This is a genomic window from Thalassospira sp. MCCC 1A01148, assembly GCF_001613795.1.
In the GTDB taxonomy this organism is placed as follows: Bacteria; Pseudomonadota; Alphaproteobacteria; order Rhodospirillales; family Thalassospiraceae; genus Thalassospira.
In genome coordinates this window covers 214,412-239,967 of the sequence record NZ_LPVZ01000012.1, presented here as the reverse complement: position 1 = coordinate 239,967, position 25,556 = coordinate 214,412, and the positions used below count along the sequence as shown (strand labels likewise).

Annotated in this window: 25 protein-coding genes; 7 read left to right on the top strand and 18 right to left on the bottom strand. The window is 54.4% G+C overall.

Going from position 1 to position 25,556, the window contains the following annotated elements; translation table 11 throughout:
• Positions 1–79 precede the first annotated feature (79 nt).
• Both rpoZ and folK read right to left on the bottom strand, forming a co-directional pair.
• Positions 80–412 (bottom strand): DNA-directed RNA polymerase subunit omega, encoded by a 333-nt coding sequence (gene rpoZ, locus AUQ43_RS03990; protein WP_062954747.1) that lies wholly within the window; start codon positions 410–412, stop codon positions 80–82.
• Between the two features lie 112 nt (positions 413–524).
• Positions 525–1,073 carry a 2-amino-4-hydroxy-6-hydroxymethyldihydropteridine diphosphokinase gene (folK, locus tag AUQ43_RS03985; protein WP_062955247.1) on the bottom strand — a complete coding sequence of 183 codons (549 nt, stop codon included), beginning with the start codon at positions 1,071–1,073 and terminating at the stop codon, positions 525–527.
• Positions 1,074–1,259: 186 nt separating this feature from the next.
• Here folK and AUQ43_RS03980 point away from each other — a divergent pair, with 186 nt between their 5' ends.
• From AUQ43_RS03980 to recQ, 3 genes are all read left to right on the top strand, one after another.
• Positions 1,260–1,868 (top strand): NYN domain-containing protein, encoded by a 609-nt coding sequence (locus AUQ43_RS03980; protein WP_062954730.1) that lies wholly within the window; start codon positions 1,260–1,262, stop codon positions 1,866–1,868.
• 84 nt (positions 1,869–1,952) lie between these two features.
• Positions 1,953–2,594 carry a uracil-DNA glycosylase gene (locus AUQ43_RS03975; protein ID WP_062954720.1) on the top strand — a complete coding sequence of 214 codons (642 nt, stop codon included), beginning with the start codon at positions 1,953–1,955 and terminating at the stop codon, positions 2,592–2,594.
• Positions 2,595–2,613: 19 nt separating this feature from the next.
• Positions 2,614–4,446, top strand: coding sequence for a DNA helicase RecQ (recQ, locus tag AUQ43_RS03970; RefSeq protein WP_062954717.1), 1,833 nt, complete (start codon positions 2,614–2,616; stop codon positions 4,444–4,446).
• A 38-nt stretch (positions 4,447–4,484) separates the two neighbouring features.
• Here the strand turns inward: recQ and AUQ43_RS03965 are convergent, their stop codons facing one another.
• From AUQ43_RS03965 to dapA, 4 genes are all read right to left on the bottom strand, one after another.
• Positions 4,485–4,976, bottom strand: a complete 492-nt coding sequence (locus AUQ43_RS03965; RefSeq protein WP_062954715.1) for a glutathione peroxidase — start codon at positions 4,974–4,976, stop codon at positions 4,485–4,487.
• 82 nt (positions 4,977–5,058) lie between these two features.
• Positions 5,059–5,724, bottom strand: coding sequence for a sulfite oxidase-like oxidoreductase (locus AUQ43_RS03960; RefSeq protein ID WP_181838574.1), 666 nt, complete (start codon positions 5,722–5,724; stop codon positions 5,059–5,061).
• 113 nt (positions 5,725–5,837) lie between these two features.
• Positions 5,838–6,314 carry an SsrA-binding protein SmpB gene (gene smpB, locus AUQ43_RS03955; protein ID WP_062954710.1) on the bottom strand — a complete coding sequence of 159 codons (477 nt, stop codon included), beginning with the start codon at positions 6,312–6,314 and terminating at the stop codon, positions 5,838–5,840.
• A gap of 17 nt (positions 6,315–6,331) precedes the next feature.
• Positions 6,332–7,213, bottom strand: coding sequence for a 4-hydroxy-tetrahydrodipicolinate synthase (dapA, locus tag AUQ43_RS03950; protein ID WP_062954708.1), 882 nt, complete (start codon positions 7,211–7,213; stop codon positions 6,332–6,334).
• A 208-nt stretch (positions 7,214–7,421) separates the two neighbouring features.
• Between dapA and AUQ43_RS03945 the strand changes: the two genes are divergently transcribed.
• The gene (locus tag AUQ43_RS03945) at positions 7,422–9,455 is read left to right on the top strand and encodes a lytic transglycosylase domain-containing protein (RefSeq protein WP_062954706.1); all 2,034 of its coding nucleotides are present in this window, start codon (positions 7,422–7,424) and stop codon (positions 9,453–9,455) included.
• A 95-nt stretch (positions 9,456–9,550) separates the two neighbouring features.
• On the top strand, positions 9,551–10,249 hold the full coding sequence (locus AUQ43_RS03940; RefSeq protein WP_062954704.1) for a haloacid dehalogenase type II: 699 nt from the start codon (positions 9,551–9,553) through the stop codon (positions 10,247–10,249).
• Between the two features lie 125 nt (positions 10,250–10,374).
• Here the strand turns inward: AUQ43_RS03940 and AUQ43_RS03935 are convergent, their stop codons facing one another.
• Positions 10,375–10,830, bottom strand: a complete 456-nt coding sequence (locus tag AUQ43_RS03935) for a polymer-forming cytoskeletal protein (RefSeq protein WP_062954702.1) — start codon at positions 10,828–10,830, stop codon at positions 10,375–10,377.
• Positions 10,790–12,115 (bottom strand): peptidoglycan DD-metalloendopeptidase family protein, encoded by a 1,326-nt coding sequence (locus AUQ43_RS03930; RefSeq protein ID WP_062954700.1) that lies wholly within the window; start codon positions 12,113–12,115, stop codon positions 10,790–10,792. Before AUQ43_RS03930 ends, AUQ43_RS03935 begins: the two co-directional genes overlap by 41 nt.
• A 220-nt stretch (positions 12,116–12,335) precedes the next feature.
• On the opposite strand from AUQ43_RS03930, the gene AUQ43_RS03925 reads away from it, so the two are divergent.
• Together AUQ43_RS03925 and AUQ43_RS03920 are read left to right on the top strand one after the other, a co-directional pair.
• A complete protein-coding gene (locus AUQ43_RS03925) occupies positions 12,336–12,818 on the top strand; it encodes a phosphatidylglycerophosphatase A (RefSeq protein ID WP_062955246.1) in 483 nt (160 codons plus the stop codon).
• Between the two features lie 5 nt (positions 12,819–12,823).
• A complete protein-coding gene (locus tag AUQ43_RS03920; protein WP_062955245.1) occupies positions 12,824–13,321 on the top strand; it encodes a CinA family protein in 498 nt (165 codons plus the stop codon).
• A 3-nt stretch (positions 13,322–13,324) separates the two neighbouring features.
• Here AUQ43_RS03920 and AUQ43_RS03915 read toward each other — a convergent pair whose 3' ends face one another.
• The 10 genes from AUQ43_RS03915 to AUQ43_RS03870 all read right to left on the bottom strand — a co-directional run bounded on the left by AUQ43_RS03915 (position 13,325) and on the right by AUQ43_RS03870 (position 25,518).
• Complete coding sequence (locus AUQ43_RS03915) at positions 13,325–13,789, bottom strand: type II toxin-antitoxin system RatA family toxin (protein ID WP_062954698.1); 465 nt, start codon at positions 13,787–13,789, stop codon at positions 13,325–13,327.
• Between the two features lie 44 nt (positions 13,790–13,833).
• Positions 13,834–14,829 carry a lipoyl synthase gene (lipA, locus tag AUQ43_RS03910; protein WP_062954695.1) on the bottom strand — a complete coding sequence of 332 codons (996 nt, stop codon included), beginning with the start codon at positions 14,827–14,829 and terminating at the stop codon, positions 13,834–13,836.
• A 126-nt stretch (positions 14,830–14,955) separates the two neighbouring features.
• Positions 14,956–16,353: a dihydrolipoyl dehydrogenase gene (lpdA, locus tag AUQ43_RS03905; protein ID WP_062954693.1), complete on the bottom strand. Its 1,398-nt coding sequence runs from the start codon at positions 16,351–16,353 to the stop codon at positions 14,956–14,958.
• A gap of 94 nt (positions 16,354–16,447) precedes the next feature.
• Positions 16,448–17,779, bottom strand: a complete 1,332-nt coding sequence (locus AUQ43_RS03900) for a pyruvate dehydrogenase complex dihydrolipoamide acetyltransferase (protein WP_062954690.1) — start codon at positions 17,777–17,779, stop codon at positions 16,448–16,450.
• Between the two features lie 64 nt (positions 17,780–17,843).
• A complete protein-coding gene (locus AUQ43_RS03895; protein WP_062954688.1) occupies positions 17,844–19,298 on the bottom strand; it encodes a pyruvate dehydrogenase complex E1 component subunit beta in 1,455 nt (484 codons plus the stop codon).
• Positions 19,299–19,351: 53 nt separating this feature from the next.
• A complete protein-coding gene (gene pdhA / locus AUQ43_RS03890; protein WP_062954685.1) occupies positions 19,352–20,365 on the bottom strand; it encodes a pyruvate dehydrogenase (acetyl-transferring) E1 component subunit alpha in 1,014 nt (337 codons plus the stop codon).
• 559 nt (positions 20,366–20,924) lie between these two features.
• Positions 20,925–21,278, bottom strand: a complete 354-nt coding sequence (locus AUQ43_RS03885; RefSeq protein WP_062954683.1) for a septum formation initiator family protein — start codon at positions 21,276–21,278, stop codon at positions 20,925–20,927.
• A gap of 318 nt (positions 21,279–21,596) precedes the next feature.
• Positions 21,597–22,868: a phosphopyruvate hydratase gene (gene eno / locus AUQ43_RS03880; protein WP_062955244.1), complete on the bottom strand. Its 1,272-nt coding sequence runs from the start codon at positions 22,866–22,868 to the stop codon at positions 21,597–21,599.
• A gap of 103 nt (positions 22,869–22,971) precedes the next feature.
• The gene (kdsA, locus tag AUQ43_RS03875; protein WP_062954681.1) at positions 22,972–23,829 is read right to left on the bottom strand and encodes a 3-deoxy-8-phosphooctulonate synthase; all 858 of its coding nucleotides are present in this window, start codon (positions 23,827–23,829) and stop codon (positions 22,972–22,974) included.
• 60 nt (positions 23,830–23,889) lie between these two features.
• Positions 23,890–25,518, bottom strand: a complete 1,629-nt coding sequence (locus AUQ43_RS03870) for a CTP synthase (protein WP_062954679.1) — start codon at positions 25,516–25,518, stop codon at positions 23,890–23,892.
• Positions 25,519–25,556: the final 38 nt, after the last annotated feature.

Genomic DNA, 25,556 nt, shown 5'->3' with positions numbered 1-25,556 from the left:
ATCTGGACAAAAAAAAGCCACGGAAGATAAACACCGTGGCTCTTCTTTTGGAAAGGTTCAGATCAAAACCAGTCTGACCTTATTCTTCTTCCGACGGAGCAACGACGCCAGCAGATGCGTCTTCAACCGCGTCAGCAACCAGTTTCGGACCGAAATCGTCTTCGGCTTCTTCCGGCTCGTCGGTTTCAACATGCCGCTGCAGACCCTGCACCATGCCATTGCGCAGTTCGTCGAAATCAACCTTTACTTCGGCGATTTCGCGCAGCGCAACAACCGGGTTCTTGTCGTTGTCACGATCAATGGTCAGTTCTGCACCGGCCGAAATGTTGCGTGCACGCTGAGCAGCAAGCATTACAAGCTCAAAGCGGTTCGGAATCTTGTCAACGCAATCTTCGACGGTAACGCGCGCCATAAATGTCTCCAGAAATACTTTTGGGGTGTCCAGACCGAGCTTTATAGCGCCGGATTACTTGTGTTGCAACAGCGAAACCACTCTTTCGGGCAGGTTTTCTTGCGCGTGATTATCAGCTTTCGGCCTGTTTGCGAATTTGCTGATCGTCAGGCAGGTCGGAAATCAGATTCTTGATGCTGCGTCCAAGAACCGGATGTACCCAGTCGTCAACAACATCATGCAATGGCAAAAGAACGAATGCCCGCTCGGCCATGCGCGGATGAGGCACCTGTATGCCGCCCTCCTCACGCAACAATTCACGACCATAGGCAATCAGATCAAGATCTATGACACGGGCTGCATTGCGTTCCCGCCGCACGCGTCCGAATTCGGATTCAACTTCGTGCAAACGTTCAAGCAGATCGTGTGCAGACAGTTCCGTCGAAATGCGTGCAACGCCATTCACGTACCAGGGCTGGTCAGAAATCGGAACCGGTGCGGTTTCATAAAACGATGACACAAGATCAATCGAAATATCGCCATTTTCGGCCAAACGACGCAGGGCGGCTTTCAATGTTTGTGCAGGCGCACCATATTCCTCGGTAGGCAAATTTGCACCGAAAGCGATCAGGATCGCGTCATCCGCGTTCGTGCCGGTGTTTGTCGGTGATAATTTGCGCACAAAGAAGACTTTCAGTTCAGTGTCTGGACGGAACAATTGGATCGGAAAGACGGCATATCTAAGGGAGCCATCATACTCTGTCCACGATATTTTCGCCTTTCTTTGTATCCTGTGCCACGGTAGATATTAAGTGTTCCGTTTTTTTGGGAACTGCATAATTAAATTTGATGTTTGAGGAATTTTACGATGATTTTTTACCCGCAGGAACGCATCGGGTTGTTTATTGACGGCTCCAACTTGTACGCCGCAGCCCGGGCTCTTGGCTTTGATATTGATTACAAACGCCTTTTAGAGCTTTTTTCCCAAAAAGGTCAGCTTATCCGCGCCTTCTACTATACCGCCCTGATCGAGGATCAGGAATATTCCCCGATCCGCCCGCTCGTCGACTGGCTTGATTATAACGGCTACACCATGGTCACCAAACCGACCAAGGAATTCACCGATGCAACCGGTCGCCGCAAGATCAAGGGCAACATGGATATCGAGTTGGCAATTGACGTCATGGAAATGGCGCAACACCTTGATCATGTTGTGATTTTCTCTGGGGACGGTGACTTCCGTCGCCTGGTCGATGCGATCCAGCGTAAAGGCGTTCGCGTCACGGTGGTATCGACCGTAAAATCCAATCCTCCGATGGTCGCCGACGAACTGCGCCGCCAGGCCGATAACTTTATCGAATTGACCGAACTCGAAGGCACCATCGCCCGCAAGGTTCAGCAACGCCGCGACGATGACCACCCTGATATAGATGATCATCCGGAACATCCTGATCTGGATGAATTCACTTACGAATGATCGTGACTGCGTGTCACCCGTCACCCTGCCCTGATCACCACCGGTCACAGCCCGCACTGTGACCGGCAAAAAGTCAGACATGCCATGACCGCCTATCAGCAACCCGATATCGATTGTCAGCTTTGCCCGCGCCTTGTTGAATTTCGCCGTAAAAATCAGGAAAAATTCCCCGATTTTCACAACGGCCCCGTTCGACCATTCGGCCCTCTTGATGCACGCCTTTTGATTGTTGGTCTTGCGCCCGGACTTAAAGGGGCAAATGCCACCGGACGTCCCTTTACCGGGGATTACGCGGGCGATCTTCTTTATGACACGCTCAAGAAGTTCGGTTTTGCCAAGGGCACCTATGACAAACGCCCTGATGATGGGCTGGAACTGCTTGATTGCCGCATCACCAATGCCGTGAAGTGTGTCCCCCCGGAAAACAAACCCACCGGGCCAGAAGCCAATACCTGCCGTCCGTTCCTGATCAGCGAATTTGATGCGATGAAAAACCTGTCTGCCATCCTGTGCCTTGGACAGGTGGCCCATCAGGCGATGTTGCGGACCTTCGGACTTAAGCTGTCATCGCTGAAATTCGGCCATGGCGCTTCGCATAAAATGGAAAATGGCATCACATTGTTTGATAGCTATCACTGTTCGCGCTACAACACCCAGACCTATCGCCTGACGCCAGAGATGTTTGAAAACGTCTTTGCCGGAATTCGTGCACATCTGGACGGTTAATTTGCCCGATACATCACCCATGCCCGACCTTCTCGACCGACCTGTACAACGTCAGCCGATTGACGTTCTGCAAGAAGTGTTCGGCTATGACAGCTTTCGCGGCCAACAGGCTGAAATCATTGACCATGTCATTGCAGGAAACGATGCACTTGTCCTGATGCCGACCGGCGGCGGCAAGTCGCTTTGCTATCAGGTTCCGGCACTCTGTCGTCCGGGTACGGCTGTTGTCGTATCACCGCTGATTGCACTGATGAAAGATCAGGTTGATGCGCTCAACCAGCTTGGCGTCAAGGCCGCCTTTATCAATTCAACACTCGCCCCCGACGCTGCGCGCGAAATTGAAACGCGTGCCGTTGATGGCGACATCGACCTTCTTTATGTCGCCCCTGAACGTTTCGCTTCTGACCGGTTTTTGAATTTGCTGGACCGGATCAGCATTTCACTGTTTGCGATTGATGAAGCGCACTGTGTATCGCAGTGGGGCCATGATTTTCGCCCGGAATATCGCCGTCTTGACCTGCTGCCAACGCGCTTTGCCCATGCGCCGCGCATTGCACTGACGGCAACGGCCGACACCCCGACGCGCAAGGATATCGCAGAAAACCTGCAACTTACCGATGCCCAATGCTTCATCACCGGTTTTGATCGGCCGAATATCACCTATCGCATTGAAACCAAGGGCAATGCCAAGCAGCGCCTGTTGTCGTTCCTTAATCGCGAACACCCGAAGGATGCAGGCATCGTCTATTGCCTGTCACGGCGAAAGACCGAAGACGTCGCGCAGTGGCTGTCTGATAACGGTCGTCCGGCCTTGCCATATCACGCCGGACTGACACAGGAAACGCGGCAACTTCATCAGGATCGTTTCCTGCGTGAAGACGGGCTGATCATTTGTGCGACCGTGGCGTTTGGCATGGGCATCGACAAACCGAATGTCCGTTTTGTCGCCCACCTCAACTTGCCCAAAAGCATGGAAGCCTACTATCAGGAAACCGGCCGCGCCGGACGCGATGGATTGCCGGCCAACGCATGGATGAATTACGACCTGTCTGACATTGTTTCGATCCGAAGCATGGTCGCCGGTTCCGAGGCACCCGAAGCCCAAAAACGCATTGAATCGCGCAAGCTTGACGCACTTGTTGGACTGGCAGAAACCACCAAATGCCGTCGCCAGGTGATCCTGTCCTATTTCGGCGAAGACCGGCACGACCCATGTGGCAATTGCGATACCTGCTTGGAACCGGTTGAAACATGGGATGCAACACAGGCATCGCGCAAGGCACTTTCAGCGGTTTATCGCACAGGCCAACGTTTTGGCCCGGCGCATGTCATCGAAGTCCTGATGGGCCGAAAAACTGAAAAAATCCGCCAGAATGGCCATGACCAGCTGTCAGTCTATGCAATCGGCAAAGACATCGCCCTGCCACAATGGCGATCGGTCTTTCGGCAGCTTCTGGCAATGGGCTACCTGCAAGTCGATGTCGAAGGCCATGGCGGCGTTTACCTGACCGAGGAATCCCGACCGGTTCTGCGTGGGGAAAAAGTCGTCGAAATGCGCAAGGACCCCGGTGAAAACAAGCGCGCCATGACCAAACGCCTGCGTGATTTCGATACAGAGTTCGAAAACGAGGAAGACCGCGACCTTTGGGAACGTCTGCGCACCTTGCGTCGTGAACTGGCCACCAGCCAGAACGTCCCGCCCTATGTCATTTTCAGTGACCGGACACTTTGGGAAATGGTGCGCTTCAAACCCCGCACCCTCGAAGACATGGCATCCATCAACGGTGTCGGCGTCAAGAAGCTTGATCAGTATGGATTGCCGTTTCTTGATGTCATGGACGGACGGCGGTAACCCGCCGCCCTGTCAAGTCGCAGGCAGAAACTGTCAATTTACAGGCTTGCGCGAATGGCGCTGACAATTTCCTCGTCTTCCGGTTTGGTGCGGCTGTCAAAGCTTTTCACAAGCTTGCCGTCGCGACCAATCAGATACTTATGGAAATTCCATTGCGGGGCGTTTTCCGCGCCCAGTTCTTGCTCCGCCCACTTGTAGAACGGGTGGGCATCAGGCCCATTGACCGTGGTTTTCGATGTCAGCGGGAAATCGACATCAAAATTGACCTCACAGAAATCAAGGATATCGGCGTCCTCACTGTATTCCTGCCCGCCAAAGTCGGCCGACGGCACACCAAGAACAACAAGCCCTTCGTCGCGGTAATCTTCCCACAGTTTTTGCAGGCCGGTATATTGGGGCGTAAACCCGCACATCGAGGCGGTATTTACCAGCAGAACGACCTTGTCGTTATACTCTGAAAGATGGATTTCACCGGCATCAATCGCCGGGAAAGAAAAATCATAAGCCGATGGCGCATCATCCGATGCCATTGTCTCCCTCCAGGACAAGCTTGCAACAACAGTGGTAAAGACAAAGAATACAACGAACTGAAGGCTTTTTCCATTCCGTCGATCAGTCCGTATCATATCGCTCCTCCGTCCACGGGTCGGCATTGTTGTGATATCCCCGTTCTTCCCAGAAACCGGCCTTGTCATCGCGCGCAAAAGTGATTTTTCGCACCCATTTTGCACTCTTCCAGAAATAAAGCTTCGGAATCACAACGCGCAGCGGCCCGCCATGCTCTTCGCTAAGAGGTTCACCCTCCCAATGATGTGCCAATAGCACGTCGTCATCAAGGAACTGCTCGATCCGAACATTGGTCGTATAGCCGTCATGGGCGGTAAACAGGACGTGACGCGCAGCCGGCAATGGCTCAACAAGCTCGACCAAAGTTTTTGCCAAAACACCCTGCCAGTGATTGTCGTAGCGCGACCAACTGGTCACACAGTGAATATCGTTCATGGCCGTAACATGCGGAAGATCAAGCAGATCGGAAAAGCTCAATGTCACGGGCTTTTTGACCTGCCCATTGATTTCAAGCTGATAGTCGTCCGCCGACACATGCGGCGTGATCCCCAGGTCAAGCACAGGCCAATCCGTCACCAGTCGCTGCCCCGGCGGCAAGCGGTTTGCACGTTCAGTGTCCGGTGCGCCCGTCATCAAACGCGCGTCCTCGGCCCACTTGCGCTTGGCCGCAATCAACTTGTCCTTGATCTTGCCTGAAAAGCTCTCAGTCACGGGATGTTCCTTCGTTGCTGATAAGGGCATACGAAAAATGGCGCCAACATGTTCACCATGTCAGCGCCATTTAGGGTCTGGCAAGTCACAAGCATGCGACCGACAAATAATAATCAGCCGAAGTCACGCATGATCCGTGCCTTGTCACGCTGCCAATCGCGTTCCTTGACGGTTTCACGCTTGTCAGCCTTTTTCTTGCCCTCGGCGATGGCGAGTTCAAGTTTGGCAATACCGCGCTCGTTGAAATACAGTTTGACCGGAACAAGGGTGAAACCCTTCTTGTTCAGGGCATCGTGCATCTTGGTGATTTCGCGTTTGTGCAACAGCAATTTACGTGGTCGGCGCTCTTCGTGGCCGAACGGCATTTTGCTTTGATATTCCGGGATATAGGCGTTGATCAGCCATACTTCCCCATTCTTCGCTTCGGCATAGGATTCCTGAATATTCCCCTTGCCGTCACGAAGCGATTTAACCTCTGTACCGCGCAAGGCGATGCCAGCTTCGAATGTTTCCGTCAGGAAATAATCAAAGCGGGCCCGCCGGTTTTGCGCGACAATCTTGTTGTTAGTTGTTTCTTTTTTGGGTGCCATAAGACGCTTGTTATCGCTTAATGGCCGAGAATACCGGCATTTTTCAACGCGGCTTCGACCTTGCGTTTAGATTCTTCGGCAATCTCGACCATCGGCAGACGCATATGGCTGCCGCACAGGCCAAGAAGCTCGGCGGCGTATTTCACCGGTCCGGGGCTGGATTCACAGAACATCGCCTTGTGAACCGGCATCAGTCGATAGTTCAACTCCTGAACCTTGGAAATGTTCCCGGCAGCCCAAGCCGCATGCAGATCAGCACAAAGCTTCGGTGCGATATTCGACGTTACCGAAATACAGCCATGTCCACCCTGTGCCAGGAACGGAACAATTGTGCCGTCCTCGCCCGACAGCTGACAGAAATCGGCACCGGCCGCCAGACGGGTCAAGGCCGGGCGCTCCAGATCACTGGTCGCATCCTTGACACCAACAATGCGCGGCAATTTCGCAAGCTCTGCCATGGTATCGACATTCATATCCACGATCGACCGTCCCGGAATGTTGTAAATCACAATCGGGATATCGGTCGCGTCATGAACCGCCTTGAAATGCGCATACAGGCCCTTTTGGGTCGGCTTGTTATAATATGGTGTCACGACAAGTGCAGCATCGGCGCCAGCATTCTGCGCATGACGGGTCAGCGAGACGGCCTCAGCGGTCGAGTTTGAACCCGTACCGGCAATCACCGGCCCACGGCCCTTGGCAACTTCAAGTGCCAGTTCAACAACGCGATGGTGTTCGGCATGGCTAAGGGTCGGAGATTCACCCGTGGTTCCGACTGGCACAACACCAGTCGTGCCCTGTTTAAGTTGCCAATCCACAAAAGACTGGAACGCCTTTTCATCAATCGCACCATCTTGCGTGAATGGTGTGATCAAAGCTGTGATTGAACCCTTAAACATAGAGATCTCCAAATTCGGGATGTATTGAAAGCGGTCGCGAAAATAGCCGCTGTTGGGGTTTCCCGCAAGCACTGTATACGATTATCCAGACGATCCTTGATCGGGTCGGAAATTTCCCGTCAGGACTGTTTGGCTTTTATCAAATTCGCTGCCATAATGCCGGGCTCGGGAGAGCATTCGTTGCCGCAAGGCACAAGGGGAACATCACATGGCGCAAGCGTCTTTCCGCAAGATCTCGATCTGCGCATTGGCACTGGGCTTATCGATACTGATACCAGGTAGTTATCAGGTGCAGGCCGCAACGAATGAAGACAGCGTTCTTCAGACGCAGCCGCCCTCGCCGCTTTATTCGGCCGTCAGTCGGGCGCGCCTGAACGCCTTTCTTGATGCTGTTGAAGACGGCAAGACAGATACCTTCAAGCAACTTCTGACCAATTTTGATGATCCTCTGCTGCAAAAGGCAGCCGAATGGATGCTTTTGACCGCCCCAAACTCCGGTCACAGCTTCGAGGAAATCACCGCCTTTATTGACGCCCATCCGAAATGGCCAAGTCAGGCTTTGCTTCGCCAACGCGCCGAAGAAGCCATGACCGATGCCGTGCCCGACGACGAAATTCTGGCATGGTTCAAACGCTCTGCCCCTGTCACAGCCGACGGCGCAACCCGCCAGATCAAGGCATTGCTGGGTGCCGGGCAGGAATCGGCTGCCATCGTTCTGGTGCGTCACAGCTGGATTAACGAGAATTTCGGCAGCGGTCAGGAACGCCGCTTCCTTGATCGCTACGGCGAATATATTGATCAGGAAACCCATCAGCAGCGGCTCGACCGCCTGTTGTGGGAAGGTCGCCTGACGACAGCCGCGCGCATGATGAAGCATGTCAACGAGGATTACCGTCGCTTGGCCGAGGCCCGCGCATCCCTGCGTGCCATGCGTGGTGGTGTTGATGGTGCAATCAATCGCGTGCCGGAAAAGTATCGCGATGATCCGGGCCTGATTTACGAACGCGTCCGCTGGCGCCGCAAAAAGGACCGTGATCAGGATGCGCGTGACCTGCTGCTGTCACAGGCCAATGATCTCGCCTATATTTCTATCCGTCCGCAATACTGGTGGCTGGAAAAAGCCATTCTTGCAAGGCGTGCCCTGCAAAAGGGCCATATCACCGATGCCTATCGCCTTGTCGCCAACCATGGTCAGGTGGATGCCGGCGATATTGCCGAGGCAGAATGGTATGCAGGCTGGATCGCGCTTGAATTTCTCGGTGATGCCGACATTGCGTTGACCCACTTCCAGAACCTTTATGACGTTGTGCAATACCCGATCAGCCTTGCACGCGGCTCCTATTGGGCGGGCCGTGCCAACGAGGCCCTTGGTGATGAAAAACGCGCCAGGGAATGGTACACAATTGCCGCCGATCACGCCCACACATTCTATGGCCAGCTCGCCATCGACAAGCTTGGCAGCAAACCGTCATATTCCGTTGAACAACCGGTTCCAACGCCGGAACAGCGCGCCGCGTTCGAAGCTCAGGAACTCACACAGGTTGTGCGCAAGCTGGGCGCGATGGGCCTTGGCAACATCATTCGGCCCTTCATCATGGCGCTGGTTTACGAACATGATGAACCGGAATACCTTGCCATGGCGACAGATCTCGCACGCGAATATGGCCGCACCGACCTTGGCATTATTGCCGCAAAGCGCAGCATTCGCACCGGGAGTGGCTATCTTGATGCCGCCTACCCGATCCATGAACAGGTTCCGCTGGGCCGTGCCCCGGATCCGGCATTGGTTCACGCGATCATGCGCCAGGAAAGCCTGTTTAATCCAAATGCGATTTCGTCGGCCGGTGCACGCGGCTTGATGCAGCTGATGCCTGCCACGGCAAAGCGCATGGCGCAGTCGCTGAAACTCGATTACAACACCGATCGTTTAACCGAAGATCCGTCTTTCAATATTGCGGTTGGGCGCGCCTATGTACGCCGACTGCTTGATCGCTGGGATGGTCAGGAAGTCCTGACAATCGCCAGCTACAATGCCGGGCCGACCCGCGTACGCCAGTGGATCAACGAATATGGTGATCCGCGCGACCCGGACGTCGATCTGGTCGACTGGATCGAAATGATCCCCTATAGCGAGACCCGAAACTACGTTCAGCGCGTAATGGAGGGAACTTATGTCTATCGCCGGCGTTTTGCCCGCGACGAGATCGCAATGGGCCAAAGTGACACTGAAGGCGCAGAATAGGGATATAACGTTACAAACGCCGTGTTCCATGATTTGCGCTTGCGGGTATGCACCCCATATTTGATCAATACTGCTTGTCAGAAGAGGTCAGCAATATGTCCGATAACGCACTGTCTTCCTGCCGTGCTTTTGTCTTCGATGCCTATGGCACCCTGTTTGATGTCGGGTCAGCCGTCGCCAAGTTGCGCGACAGCGTTGGCGATGAGGCAGATCGCCTTTCAGCGCTTTGGCGACAGAAACAACTTGAATATACATGGCTGCGCAGCCTGATGGGCGAATTTGCCGATTTTTGGACCGTTACGGGCGATGCCCTTGATTACGCGCTTGACCAGATTGGCAAAAAAGATCCGGTACTGCGTGCCAAGCTGATGGACACCTATCTGTCTCTTGATACCTTCCCGGAAGTCGTCGAGACGCTCAAGACGCTGAAGGAACAGGGGCACAAGCTGGCCATTCTGTCAAACGGGGCGAAGCATATGCTGATTTCGTCCGCCAAAGCATCGGGCATTCTGTCGCTGTTTGATCAGATCATCTGTGTCGATGATCTCAAGACGTACAAACCCCATCCTGATGTTTATCAGCTTGCCGTTGACAAGCTTGAAGTTGAACCGGCCGAAATTTCGTTCCAGTCATCCAATGGCTGGGATATCGCCGGTGCCGGACATTTCGGCTTCCGCACCGCATGGATCAACCGCGCACATAGCCCGGCTGAACGACTGTCACACACGGCAGACGTGGTTCTGAACGGCCTTGATGAATTGCTGCCGCTGGTCGGTGAACCGCAAAAGGCCTGAACGGCCCATAGCCAACAAAGAAAAAGGCAGGTTCCGCGTCTGGAACCTGCCTTTTTTTGTTTCTGTACCGGGTTCTGGAAATGACCGGACCCGCCATCCAAAACCGGATCAAATCACTTAAGCGATTATTTGTTTTCTTTCTTCACGTTGGCCGCAACCACCTGGCCTGCCTGAATAACTGTCAGGCCGCCTTCTTCCGCACTTTCGATACGGCGGCAATGGCCTTCGATATGGGCGCCCGGTTCGATTGAAAGGCTTTCATGAAGAATATCGCCGATCATGCGTGCGGTATCTGAAAGTGAAACATCTTTCGCACGGACCTGACCGACAACCGAACCGCAAATGCGGATTTTATCGGCAACGATTTCGCCGCGCACTTCGCCATTCTGGCCAATGGTAAGTGTCCGGGTGCGAATATCGCCATTGACCGAACCATCCACCTGCACGTCGGATTCCGAAATCAGATCCCCGGTAACACGGAGATCAGCATTGATGACCGAAAGGCCACCCTTTTTCTCAGCAGTCGAGTTGCTGCCGTTCTTACTCGTTGTTTGTGTCGTCTTGCTCGCTTTTGAAAACATAACGTCCCGCCTCAATAAATTTTACAGGATTGACCGGCTTATTATTGACCAGAACTTCATAATGCACGTGACTACCGGTACTGCGGCCCGTGCTTCCCATAAGGGCAATGTGATCCTGGTACTGCACTTCGTCGCCCTTCTTTACGAGGACCTTGTATAAGTGGCCATAGCGGGTACGAACACCGTTCCCATGATCAATTTCGACCATCTTCCCGTATTTGCCACTCCATCCGGCATGCACCACTTTTCCCGGTGCCGTTGCCAAAATTGGTGTCTTGATCGGTCCGGCAAGATCAACACCGGAATGAAAAGCCCAACGACCATTGATCGGGTCTTTTCGTTTACCGAACGAACTCGATAAATAGTATTTCGTCGCCGGTTCGCCGATTGGCGTCCTTTTTATTCTGTCATGCAGATTGGCAAGGTGATCCATACGATCATTCAGTGCCACTGCAGTATTCACAAATTCCTCGTCCTGCGGATGTTCGGGCTCGAATGCCACGAACGGACCACCAACACCAGGCTGGTCTGGCTTCATCGGCGGCAGGATGAAGGTTTCCGGCTGCAATCCGGTCATCTCAAGAACATTCTCAAGCTCAAGAATGGTGGTATCCGCTGTCTGGGCGACACGCTGCATCGCCTGTTGCTGGATCGAATGCAAATCGGCAATACGCTGGCGTGCCTGGCTCAGTTCACCTTGAAGCTTCTTGGACCGCTGCAATGCCTGATCACGTTCGCGCATGACCCGTGACATCACGGTTTCAACCGTTTCCAATTCATCGCGCAGCGCAAGGTTACGGTTGGTAATGCCGTCAATCTGACCCTGCAGGGCATTCATCTGATTGTCCATCGACGTGCGAAGCGCGGAAATCCGGACTTTTTCCTTCTCGCTCGTCGCAAGCTTGGACGTATAATCCTGTACCCGCGCCTGAAGCTGCAGGTTCTTTTCAGCCATCGACAACAGGTTGCGATGGGTGTCTTCCATTTGGGCGGTAATCTCGCCAAAACGTCGTTGGCTATCGGTAACACGCGCAATCAGGCGGTTATAGGACAGCTCGCTTCTGAACAGCTGTTCTTCACGCATCGCAAGACGCTGGTCAAGATACCAGCTATAACCTGTGACGCCCACGGTCCAGGTAATAACTGCCGCCCCGAAAGAGGCCAATGCGACCTGCGCATATTTTCCAAGCCGAAGCTGGTAAACAGAATCATTTGACCGGATAAGCAACTGCCGATCCGGAAACCATTTATCCACCACCCGACGAATGCGTTCAAACGCCGACATATTCAGTGTCTAACCCCTAGTTGCCCGTATGCACGCCCGGTTTACCCGATTATGCAGAGTTTATGACCCCGCCTGCGACTTTGTCGCCTTTTCTTTACGCTACCTGTAACTCAGCGTTCAAGCAAGCCTGTTAACACATCCTTAATCGCAAAATTTTCACCTCCATCCCTTATGCTGTGTTACCAATCACCATCTTTCACATCCTATGCGTTTGCTGCAAATGGCGTTTTACAGATTTCTGATCACCTTTGCCGCCACCTGGTTTTACAGCGGCAAAAGTCCCAAGGCCCCCGGCACAGCCGGATCATTTGCCGCCCTGCCCTTTGGCTGGTTAATTTGGGCGTATGGTGGCAATAGCGCACTCATCTTTGCCAGTATCGCCATCTTTGCCATCGGTGTCTGGGCAGCACATATGTATAGCCACATGCTCGGCATACATGACGCAGGTGAAATCGTCATTGACGAGGTTGTCGGCCAATGGATGTGCCTGCTTGTCGTTCCACTTGCCGGTGAATGGATGGACCTTGTCTGGCTGTTTGCCGCCTTCGTTGCCTTCCGCTTTTTTGACGTGCTCAAACCCTGGCCGATACGCTGGGTTGATCGACGCGTGGACGGTGGCTTTGGTATTATGTTCGATGATGTACTGGCTGGCCTTTTTGCGATGATTGCATTGGCCATCCTTGTTCACCTGATTGGTGGATGACCGACATGACGCATGACACCGATCTTCTTGATGCAGCAAGCAGCCTGATTGCACGATGCAAGGCCAAGGGCGAGATGATCGCAACCGCTGAATCCTGCACGGGCGGCCTGATCACGGGCACACTGACCGGCGTGGATGGCAGTTCGTCTGTGGTCGATTGCGGGTTTGTGACCTATTCAAACGAGGCCAAGCATCACCTGATCGGCGTTGGCAACGACCTGCTGGCCGAATATGGCGCTGTCTCGGAACCTGTTGCGCGTGCGATGTGTGAAGGTGCGCTTGATCGTGCACCCAATGCGACTATCGCCGTTTCGGTCACCGGCATTGCCGGTCCGGGCGGCGGAACGGACACCAAACCGGTCGGACTGGTTCATTTTGGCTGTGCGGCCAAGGGGCGCGATACCATCACGACCCACACGGTCTTTCCCGGTGATCGTCACACCGTGCGCAAGGCAACGGTCCTCAAGGCCTTTGCCCTGATTGAAGAAATGCTCGATCGCTAGGAATCAGGCCTGATTTTCAGATGTCGGCAATTTCGGCTCGCCATACACTTCGCGGGCACGGGTTTCAAACGCCCCTACCATCATCTTGACGGCTTCGTTAAACACAACGCCGATCATTTTCTGCAAAAGTGCTGACCGAAACTCGAAATCGACAAAGAAATCAAGCGACGTGCCGCCATCCTCGTCCTCCTCAAATACCCAGTGGTTGTTAAGGTACTTGAACGGCCCTTGCAGATACTCGACATCAACCCGGTCCGGGCGTTGCAGGGTTACCTGGGATGTGTATTTCTCGCGAAACATCTTAAAGCCGATCACCAGATCGGCCTTCAGCACGTCGCCATCGCGCTTGCGCACGCGCGACGCGACACACCACGGCAGAAATTCCGAGTAGGAATCGATATCCGCAACGAGATCAAAGAGTTGTTCCGGCGTATAGGGCAGTTTCCTGCGCTCTGCATGCGTCGGCACTCGATATCTCCCCTGATCGTCGCGTAATTGGTTTGATCTGACTTTTACTGCGCGGCGGTAACCGCGTCCGCCTTGGCCTTTGCGGCTTCTGCGGCGGCCAGCTTTCTCTCGCGGGCTTCACGCAGCTGCTCGAAGTCGCGGTCCGCATGATAGCTCGAACGTGTCAGCGGCGTCGCCGATACCATCAAAAAGCCCTTGCCACGCGCCATCGACGCATAATCATCAAATTCGTCCGGCGTGACGAACTTGTGGACCGGCTCGTGCTTAAGGGTCGGCTGCAGATATTGGCCAATCGTCAGGAAGTCGACATCCGCCACACGCAGATCATCCATCACCTGTGCCAGTTCCTTGCGCTCTTCACCCAGACCAACCATCAGGCCGGATTTGGTAAAGATCGTCGGGTCAATCTGCTTGACGCGATCAAGAATGCGCAGCGACTGGTAATAACGCGCACCCGGACGAATATTGGTATAAAGCCGCGGCACGGTTTCAAGATTGTGGTTGAACACGTCCGGACGCGCCTTGGCAACGATTTCAACCGCACCCGGCTTGTCGCGGAAGTCCGGCGTCAGGATTTCAATCGTCGTTTCCGGCGATTTGTGACGGATCGCCTCGATCACGCGGGCAAAGTGGGCTGCCCCGCCATCGGCCAGATCATCACGGTCCACCGACGTAATCACAACATGCTTGAGCTGCATGTCTGCAACCGCCATCGCCAGGTTTTCCGGCTCGAACGGATCCAGCGCATTTGGCATGCCCGTTTTGACGTTACAGAACGAACATGCACGCGTGCAGGTATCGCCCATGATCATGAAGGATGCGTGTTTCTTCTGCCAGCATTCGCCGATATTCGGGCATGCGGCTTCTTCACACACGGTATGAAGGTTCAGACCACGCGCAAGTTCGCGGGTTTCCTGATAGCCCTTGGAGGTCGGAGCCTTGACCCTGATCCAGGACGGTTTGCGCCCCGATGGGCGGTCTGGCCGTTTCTGCTTTTCCGGGTGACGAACGGGTTTCTGTTCGCTGGGCGCCGTCGACATAGAGTTACCTCCGAAGGATTGGACGGGCGGCAATTTGCCGCCACGCCGCGCATTTGTCAAACCGACATTCGTAAAAAGGTGATCATACCGGGCATGTCCGCCCGGCACGACACAACGTCTTAAGCTTTAGAAGTGGATCGCACGGCCATAGGCGTCAAGGACCGACTCATGCATCATTTCCGACAGCGTCGGATGCGGGAAGACCGTATGCATCAAATCTTCCTCGGTCGTTTCAAGACCCATCGCAACCACAAAGCCCTGGATCAGCTCGGTCACTTCCGCACCCACCATGTGCGCGCCAAGCAACTCACCAGTCTTGGCATCAAACACGGTCTTCACCAGACCTTCGGCTTCGCCAAGGGCAACCGCCTTGCCGTTGCCGATGAACGGGAACTTGCCGACCTTGACTTCATAACCGGCATCTTTGGCCTTGGCTTCGGTCAGACCAACACTTGCCACCTGCGGATGGCAATAGGTGCAACCCGGAATCTTGCGCGGATCAATCGGATGAACGCCTTTGACACCGGCAATCTTTTCAATGCAAACAACACCTTCGTGCTCTGCCTTGTGCGCCAGCATCGGCGGACCTGCAACATCACCAATGGCATAGATGCCCGGCTCTGCGGTTGCCGAATATTCATCCGTGCCGATCACATTGCGATCAACCTTGACCTTGGTGGTTTCAAGACCAAGACCTTCGGTATTACCGATGACACCCACGGCCGAAATCACGCGATCAACGGTCAATTCCTGTTTCTTGCCGTCCTTGGTTTCGACCGTGACGACAACGTTATCGGAATTGCGTTTCAGATTGGTGACCTTGGCTTCGGTCAGGATCTTCATCCCGTCCTTGGTCATCATTTTCTGCGCCAGACCTGCGACTTCCTTGTCTTCAACCGGCATGATCTGCGGCATGATTTCCACCACGGTCACATCCGCACCCATGGTGTGGTAGAAGCTGGCAAACTCGATCCCGATGGCACCGGAACCCACCACAACAAGGCTTTTGGGCATCTTGTCTGGCGTCATCGCCTTTTTGTAATCCCAAACAACCTTGCCATCGGCCTCAAGCCCCGGCAGTGAACGGGCACGTGCACCGGTCGCGATGATATAGTTCTTCGCCGTATAGGTGCCCTTGTCCTTGCCTTCGACCACAATCTTTTTCGGGCCGTCGAACTTGGCTTCACCGTTGATCACGGTGACCTTGTTCTTTTTTAGCAAGTGCCCAACACCACCGGCGAGCTGCTTGGATACGCCACGCGAACGCTGGATCACCGCATCCAGATCAAAGGACGGCTTTTCACATGAAAGGCCGTAATCCTTTGCGTGGTGCATGTTGCGATAAACTTCGGCCGAACGCAGCAGCGCCTTGGTCGGGATGCAGCCCCAGTTCAGACAAATACCGCCAACATGTTCACGTTCAACAACAGCCGTTTTCAGGCCAAGCTGGGCCGCACGGATTGCGGTTACATAACCACCCGGGCCTGCACCAATCACGATTACGTCGAAATTGTTATCCGCCATCGTAGGATCTCCTTCGCCTGCCCATTAAGATTGCAGGTCTGTAAATTCAAATGCTTGCGGGGACTTATTAAAGCCCCCGCGCAACTTTGGACCCTCAGAGCAACATGCTCAGCGGATCTTCAATAAGCTTTTTGAATTCGGCCATGAATTCCGCACCGACTGCACCATCGACGGCACGATGGTCAACAGAAAGCGTGCAGGTCATGACAGTGGCGATTGCCAGTGCACCGTCCTTGACGACCGGGCGCTGTTCACCGGCACCAATCGCAAGGATACAGCCCTGCGGCGGATTGATGATCGCCGAGAAGTCCTTGATGCCGAACATGCCCAGGTTGGATACCGAGAAGGTCCCGCCCTGATAATCTTCCGGCTTCAATTTGCCATCGCGTGCCTTGCCAGCCAGTGCCTTCATCTCCGATGAGATTTCAGCAAGGCCTTTCGAACCGGCATCACGGACCACAGGCGTAATCAGGCCACCTTCGATAGCAACCGCCACCGAGATATCCTGTTTCTTGCACTGCAGGGTCGCCTTGTCGGTCCAGATGGAGTTCGCAGCCGGGACCTTTTTCAGCGCCAGAGAAACCGCACGGATGACGAAGTCATTGACCGAAATCTTGACACCCTCGCCCGCTTTTTCATTCAGCTGCTTGCGAGTTGCCAACAGATTGTCGAGTTCGCAATCGACCGTCAGGTAGAAGTGCGGAACTTGTTGCTTGGACTCGGTCAGGCGGCGCGCGATGGTTTTGCGCATACCGCTGTTCGGAATTTCTTCGTATTCCGGAAGCCCCGTAAGATCCGGGTTCCAGCCCGAAGCGGCCGGTGCGGCGGCTGGCGCGGCATCCGATTTCTTCTCTTCGGAAGCGGCTTCTTTTTCGGCTGGTTTGGACGAAAGAGCAGCTTCGATGTCGCGTTTCACGATACGACCGCGCGGGCCCGAACCGGAAATGCCGGAAAGCTCGACACCTTCATTTGCAGCAATACGACGTGCAAGCGGGCTTGCCTTGATCCGTTCACCACCGGAAACCGGTGCGGCCGGGGCTGGCTTGTCACCGCCTGATGCAGCCGGTTTGTCATCAGCAGCCGGTGCTTTTTCCTCTTTGGCGTCGTCCTGGGCTGGCGCGCTTTCGCCGCCACCAGTGCTTGCAGCAGAGGTATCCGCACCCTCAAGCGCGCTTTCATCTTCGTCTTCTTCCAAAAGCAGGGCGATGACTTCATTCACCGCAACATTTTCGCTGCCTTCAGAAACAAGGATTTTACCGATTTTCCCTTCGTCGACGGCTTCGACTTCCATCGTGGCTTTATCGGTTTCGATTTCGGCGATGACGTCACCCGACTCAACGGTGTCGCCTTCCTTGACGTGCCATTTCGCCAAGGTGCCTTCGGTCATGGTCGGCGACAGGGCCGGCATCAATACTTTTACAGGCATGAACGCATTCTCCCGGTAACGGGGCGGCGCGGTTTGACCCGCGTCCTGCCCCTGTCCGTCTTACTTAGCGATAGCAAACGGCCTTGGCCGCGGCAACGATGTGGCTGTCCTGCGCAAGCGCAAGCTTTTCAAGGTTGGCTGCATACGGCATCGGAACATCTTCGCCGGTGACACGCGCAACCGGTGCATCGAGGTAATCAAATGCATGTTCCATGGCAACCGATGCGATTTCCGCACCAATGCCCGAGAAGTGCCAGCCTTCCTCGACCGTCACCAGACGGTTGGTCTTCATGACCGAACGCACGATGGTGTTCACGTCCAGCGGACGGATGGTGCGCAGGTTGATGACTTCGGCCGAAATGCCCTGCTCCGCCAGTTGTTCGGCAGCTTTCAGCGCCTTGCCAACCATGATCGAGAAAGCAACGATGGTAACATCGGTCCCTTCGCGCTCGATCTTGGCCTGACCAATCGGCAGGACGAAATCTTCGTCGTCAGGAACTTCGAAGCTCTGACCGTACATGATTTCGTTTTCAAGGAAGACAATCGGGTTCGGGTCGCGGATCGCAGCCTTAAGCAGGCCTTTCGCGTCTGCTGCCGACCAAGGTGCGACAACTTTCAGGCCCGGGCAATGTGCATACCAGGATGCATAGCACTGCGAGTGCTGGGCACCAACGCGCGATGCGGCACCGTTCGGACCACGGAACACGATCGGGCAACCAAGCTGGCCACCGGACATGTACAGTGTCTTCGCAGCAGAGTTGATGATCTGGTCAATCGCCTGCATTGCGAAGTTAAAGGTCATGAATTCCAGAACAGGCTTAAGCCCCATAAAGGCCGAACCGGTTGCAAGGCCGGTGAAGCCGTGCTCGGTGATCGGGGTATCGATCACACGCTTGTCACCGAATTCATCAAGCAGTCCCTGGGTAACCTTATAGGCCCCTTCGTACTGTGCAACTTCTTCACCCATGACGAAGACGTTTTCGTCAGTGCGCATTTCTTCGGCCATTGCATCACGCAGGGCTTCACGCACGGTCTGGGTTTTAAAGCTGGTATAGGTCTTTTCGTCCTGGGTGCTGTTCATCACGCTCATTGCGCGCGGCTCAGCTTCTGAACGTTCAATCGCACCACTGGCAGAAACCGGTGCAGCGTTAGACGATGCGGATGCCGGGGCCTTGTCCGATGATTCTTCTTTGGAAGAGTCATCTTCTTTTGCCGGTTCGGCATTTTTCTTGGGTTCAGAGGACGCAGAGACGTTATCAAGTGCTGACGCGTCTTCGTCTTCTTCAAGGATATAGGCGATCACCTGGTTGACCGCGACATTCTCGGTACCGGCATCGATGACAAGTTTACCAATGGTACCCTCGTCAACGGCCTCGACTTCCATCGTGGCTTTGTCGGTCTCGATTTCTGCGATCACGTCACCGGATGCGACAGTGTCGCCTTCCTTGACGTTCCATTTGGCAAGTGTGCCTTCGGTCATGGTCGGCGACAGGGCCGGCATCAAAACTTCAATCGGCATTGTTCCCTCTCTCCCGGGAAATATCGTTCAAAAGCGGTTCGCAGTCTCTGCGATCACGCGTCGATCAGAATGTCGGTAAACAGTTCGGAAACATCCGGCTCCGGGCTGTTTTGCGCGAACTCGGCCGCTTTTGCGACTTCGGCCTTAACTTCCTTGTCGATGTCTTTCAGACCGGCTTCATCAACGATGTTGCCGTCGATCAGGAGTTTTTTGACCATATCGATCGGATCGTGCTCTTTACGCATTTTGTCGAGCTCGTCCTTGGTACGGTACTTCGCCGGGTCGGACATGGAATGACCGCGATAACGATAGGTTTTCAGTTCAAGGATGTATGGCCCCTTGCCAGAACGGCAATGTTCCACAGCACGTTCCCCGGCAGCTTTGACCGCCAGAACATCCATGCCGTCAACCTGCTCACCCGGAATGCCATAGGCCTTGCCGCGTTCATACAGGTCCGGGCTGGACGAGTGACGCTTGGTCGAGGTGCCCATCGCATACTGGTTGTTCTCGATGCAGTAAATCACCGGCAGTTCCCAAAGGGCTGCCATATTGAAGGCTTCATAGACCTGACCCTGGTTGACGGCACCGTCACCAAGATAGGTCATGCAGACCCTGTTCTCACCGCGATATTTGTAATTAAAGGCAATACCGGTTCCAAGCGGAACCTGCGCACCCACGATGCCATGGCCACCATAGAAGTTCTTTTCCTTGGAGAACATGTGCATCGAGCCGCCCTTACCGCGGGAATACCCGCCTTCGCGGCCCGTCAGTTCGGCCATGACACCAGCCGGATCCATGCCTGTTGCAAGCATATGGCCGTGGTCACGATAGCTGGTGATAACACCGTCTTCGTCCGATGCAGCAGCCTGCATGCCGACAACGACGGCTTCCTGCCCGATATAAAGGTGGCAGAAACCACCGATGAGACCCATGCCATACAGCTGACCGGCTTTTTCTTCAAAGCGACGGATCAGAAGCATTTCACGGTAATATTTGAGGAGATCGTCACTGCTCGCCTGATTGTCAGCGCGCGTCGTGCCGCGTTTGCGTTTTGGTGTGGTCGCCATGTTTCCTCCCGGTGGATGGCTATCGCTTAAGCATCATGTATGAGTGCTTAATTCGGTACTGGACCACCGAAATGACTACCTAAAACAGACCACAAGGGCAAGCAATCTAACTTCGATTAAACTGTTGTTTTGCAACGCACAATCACAAATAAACCACATTATGGTTAATTTGTAACTTTACGTGTTTTTGCAGAGATACAGATTTTTCAGCGACTTGGGGCAATGCCTTAAAACCCTTTCATTCCCACACGTCACAAATGCTATGCTTTCGTGAGGATAATTCCGCATAGCAGCGCACAATGGAAAACAACTGCAAGAATGCATTGCTTATCAACGACCTCTACTAGGATGACCGGAAAACTGGCTTAAACCATAAGTCAGTTTAAACAACGACTTACCCGGTTAGGCACATTACTGAACGCAATTCACAACCAAGAATTTCTGCCCAAGGACATTTTATAAGACTGACCAGGACGCGAAGTTGCGCTTGAAACATCAATTGGTCGCACTCGGATTCTTTTGCACGCCAGACGTCAAACAACAGTCATGCGCGACACGGTCAATTGGCGTCTGCCGTCATCACCGCAAGATCACCGTAGCCGTCGTGATGGAAAATGATCAAATCATCCGGATGCGCTGCATTGAGCATTGCGCGTGCGCGCTCGTCAAGCAGGTCCGGATCAAGGTGGGTCGCACGCAACGAAATAACGTGCTGTTCAAGTGCCTTTCGCTGCGCGGTCGTTTCTTCGAGCACATTGGCAATCTCGCGCACCCTGTCTTGCATCGACCAATAGGTCAGCAGGCCACGCTCCCCTTCCACGCTGTGGAAGATGAAATATGCCATGACTGTAAATGCGATAACCGGTGCAACGGCCTGCTTAAGGCGACGAAAAACCGGTGAGTTGGACGACATTTACCCTATGCCCCTTGCACATTTGTGCGTTTTGGCGACAAAACAGACCATTCCGGGTTCACAACGCAAAAACTGCATGCGTTATTTCCCTTGCTTGACAGTGACTTACCATCAAACATAGCGAGAAGCCCGGTAACATTACCCCTCACCTTGCGCATAACCGGGTAAAAATAGAGTTAAACCATCAGCGCAAACTGATGCGATTACGGTCAATCCGCTAATCCTGATATTCGAATTTATTGCCCCGTTCCGGAAACAAAACAGGCCGCCTTCCCTTCGGAAAGCGGCCTGCTGACACATCGAATTGTGTGTTTGCTGTTACTTCAGGATCGAACGACCCGGGAAGTAGGCACCGGCATCAAGAAGCTCTTCGATGCGGATCAGCTGGTTGTATTTTGCCATGCGGTCCGAACGCGACAGCGAACCGGTTTTGATCTGACCACAGTTGGTGGCAACCGCCAGATCGGCAATGGTCGCGTCTTCGGTTTCGCCCGAACGGTGTGACATAACGGCGGTGTAACCGGCACGGTGGGCCATCTCGACCGCTTCAAGGGTTTCCGACAGCGTGCCGATCTGGTTGACCTTGACCAGGATCGAGTTGGCGACACCCTTCTTGATGCCATCGGCCAGACGTTTCGGGTTGGTGACAAACAGGTCATCACCGACCAGCTGGGTTTTCGCGCCAATGGCAGACGTCAGTTCTGCCCAGCCGTCCCAATCGTCTTCGGCCATGCCGTCTTCGATGGAGAAGATCGGGTATTTGCCCACAAGATCGGCCCAGTATTTGACCATCTCGCTCGGATCAAGGGTCTTTCCTTCACCGGCCAGAACATACTTGCCGTCCTTGAAGAACTCGGTCGATGCCGCATCAAGGGCCAGCACAACGTCTTCTTCCGGCCGATAGCCAGCTGCTTCGATCGACTTCATGACATAGCTGATGGCAGCTTCGGTCGATGCGATGTTCGGCGCAAAGCCACCCTCGTCACCAACGTTGGTGTTCAGGCCATCTGCTGACAGGGCCTTTTTCAGGTTATGGAAGATTTCCGCACCCATGCGAATGGCATCCGATCCGGTTTCTGCCGACACCGGCATTACCATGAATTCCTGAACATCAATCGGGTTGTCGGCATGTTCGCCGCCATTGATGATGTTCATCATCGGAACCGGCAGTGTGCGGGCAAAGGCGCCGCCAACATAACGATAAAGCGGAAGACCCGCGTCTTCGGCGGCGGCCTTGGCCGTTGCCAGCGACACGCCCAGAATGGCGTTTGCACCCAGACGGCCTTTGTTTTCGGTGCCATCAAGCTCGATCATGACATTGTCGATGGCAAGCTGGTCTTCGGCATCCATGCCAGCCAGCGCCTCAAAAATCTCACCGTTGACCGATGCGACCGCCTTGGTCACCCCCTTGCCAAGATAGCGGTCTTCCTTGTCGCGCAGTTCGACGGCTTCGTGTGCACCGGTGGATGCGCCCGACGGAACGGCAGCACGACCAAAGGCGCCATTCTCCAGGGTGACATCAACTTCGACCGTCGGGTTACCACGGCTGTCAAGGATTTCGCGGCCGCGAACATCAATAATAGCGGTCATGACAGAAACGTTCTCCTCACTGGTAGGAACCATACCTGTTTCTCAGGCATGCAGGTTGCAGCAAAAAAGAATGCCGGCAATCACTGACTGGCGGCATTTGATATTATGCGTCAAACATGTCCAGACGGACCGGATTGGCTTTTGCCACTTTGTCCAGTTCCATCAGAACCGAAAGAACTTCGGGAAGTTTGTTCAACGGGATCTGGTTCGGGCCATCGGAGATGGCCGTCGCCGGGTTATCGTGGGTTTCGATAAACAGTGCCGCGATGCCAACCGCAACGGCCGCGCGGGCCAGAACAGGCGCGAATTCGCGCTGACCACCTGAAGAGGTGCCCTGTCCGCCCGGTTGCTGAACCGAATGGGTCGCATCGAAGACAACCGGATAGCCCTGCCGGGCCATGGTGGGAAGTCCACGGAAGTCCGTGACGAGCGTGTTATAGCCAAAGCTGGTCCCACGGTCACAGAGCATAATATTGTCATTGCCGGTCGCAGCCAGATTGTTGGCCACATTGGCCATGTCCCAAGGTGCCAGGAACTGGCCCTTTTTGACATTGACCACACGCCCGGTCTTGCCAGCGGCCTGCAACAGATCCGCCTGACGGCACAGGAATGCCGGGATCTGCAGGATATCGGCAACTTCGCCAACGGCCGCACACTGATCGGGCAGATGCACGTCGGTCACAATCGGAAGGCCCGTGGTTTCCTTGACCTCGGCCAGGATATCAAGCCCCTCGGTCAGACCGACACCACGCTTAGACGTCGTGCTGGTCCGGTTGGCCTTATCAAACGAGCTTTTGTAAACAAGCCCGATGCCAAGCCCCTCGGACAGTTCCTTGAGGGCTGCGGCCATTTCCAAAGCGTGCTGGCGACTTTCGATCGCGCACGGGCCAGCCAGAACGGCAAACGGCTTGTCGTTGGCGATTTCGATATTGCCGACTTTGACAGTTTTAATGTTGGTCATTGCAATGACTTTCAGTCGATCACTTCTAGGCTGTTTGTTTTAGCGGTCAAACCGCCACGATCACACCAGACGGCTACGTTCTTTGGCCGCCTTGATATAGGAAACAAACAGCGGATGCGGATCCAGCGGGCGCGAACGCAGTTCCGGGTGGAACTGAACGCCTATGAACCACGGATGATCCGGATATTCTACGATTTCCGGCAAACGACCATCCGGCGACAGGCCCGAGAATTTCAGTCCTTTTTCCTCAAGCTGGCCCATGAAGTTGACGTTCACCTCGTAGCGATGGCGGTGACGTTCAAGAACGGTTTCACTGCCATAGATGTCGCGCGCATGCGTACCGTCAACCAGCTTGCACTCATAATTGCCAAGGCGCATGGTGCCGCCGAGATCATCATCATCCGAGCGACGCTCAACCGAGCCGCCATCCTTCGCCCATTCGGTCATCAGGCCGACAAGCGGTGTCTTGGTCGGGCCGAATTCGGACGACGACGCATCCTTGAGCCCCGCAAGGTTACGGGCCGCCTCAAGAACGGCCATCTGCATGCCAAAGCAAATCCCGAAATACGGAACCTTGTTTTCGCGGGCATAACGGGCTGCGGCAATCTTGCCTTCTGCGCCACGTTCGCCAAAGCCGCCCGGTACCATGATGGCATCAAGCTTGGACAGGATTTCGTTGACGTTGCCTTCTTTTTCAAGCGCGTCAGACGCAATCCATTCCAGATTGACACGCACCTTGTTGGCAATACCGCCATGGGTCAGAGCTTCGGTCAGCGATTTATAGGCATCAGGAAGCTGGATGTATTTACCAACGATACCGATGGTAACCTCGCCTTCCGGGTTACGGATGGTGTTGCAGATATCTTCCCACGGCTGCAGATCCGGTTCCTGCGCCTGCAGGCCAAAGTGATGGAGCACTTCGTTATCCAGGCCATACTGGTGATAGCTGATCGGCACCTGATAGATATTGTCAACGTCATAGGCCGGAATAACCGCTGCTTCACGGACGTTGCAGAAACGTGCGATCTTGCGGCGTTCATTGATCGGAATTTCACGATCACAACGGCACAGAAGAATGTCAGGCTGAATACCGACACTCTGCAATTCCTTGACGGAGTGCTGGGTCGGCTTGGTTTTAAGCTCGCCGGCCGAGGAAATATAAGGCACAAGCGTCAGGTGCATGAACAATGCCCGGCCATCACCAAGGTCGTTGCCCATCTGACGGATGGCTTCAAGGAACGGAAGGCTTTCGATATCCCCTACCGTGCCGCCGATCTCGACCAGGACGAAATCCTCGGTCGCATCGGACATCACGAATTCCTTGATCGCATCGGTGATGTGCGGAATGACCTGCACAGTCCCGCCAAGGTAATCGCCGCGACGTTCCCGCGCGATCACGTTGGAATAGATACGACCAGTGGTAACGTTATCGGAACGGCGCGAAGACACACCGGTAAAGCGTTCATAGTGACCAAGGTCAAGGTCGGTCTCGGCCCCGTCTTCGGTCACATAGCATTCGCCATGCTGGTACGGGCTCATGGTGCCCGGATCGACGTTGATATACGGATCAAGCTTACGCAGACGAACTGTAAAGCCGCGTGCCTGCAGGGACGCACCCAAAGCAGCGGAAGCCAGACCTTTGCCCAGCGAAGAAACAACGCCACCGGTAATAAAGATATAACGAGTCATTTCTTTGCCTCATCTCAAAGCACAAAGCCTCGGTTCAA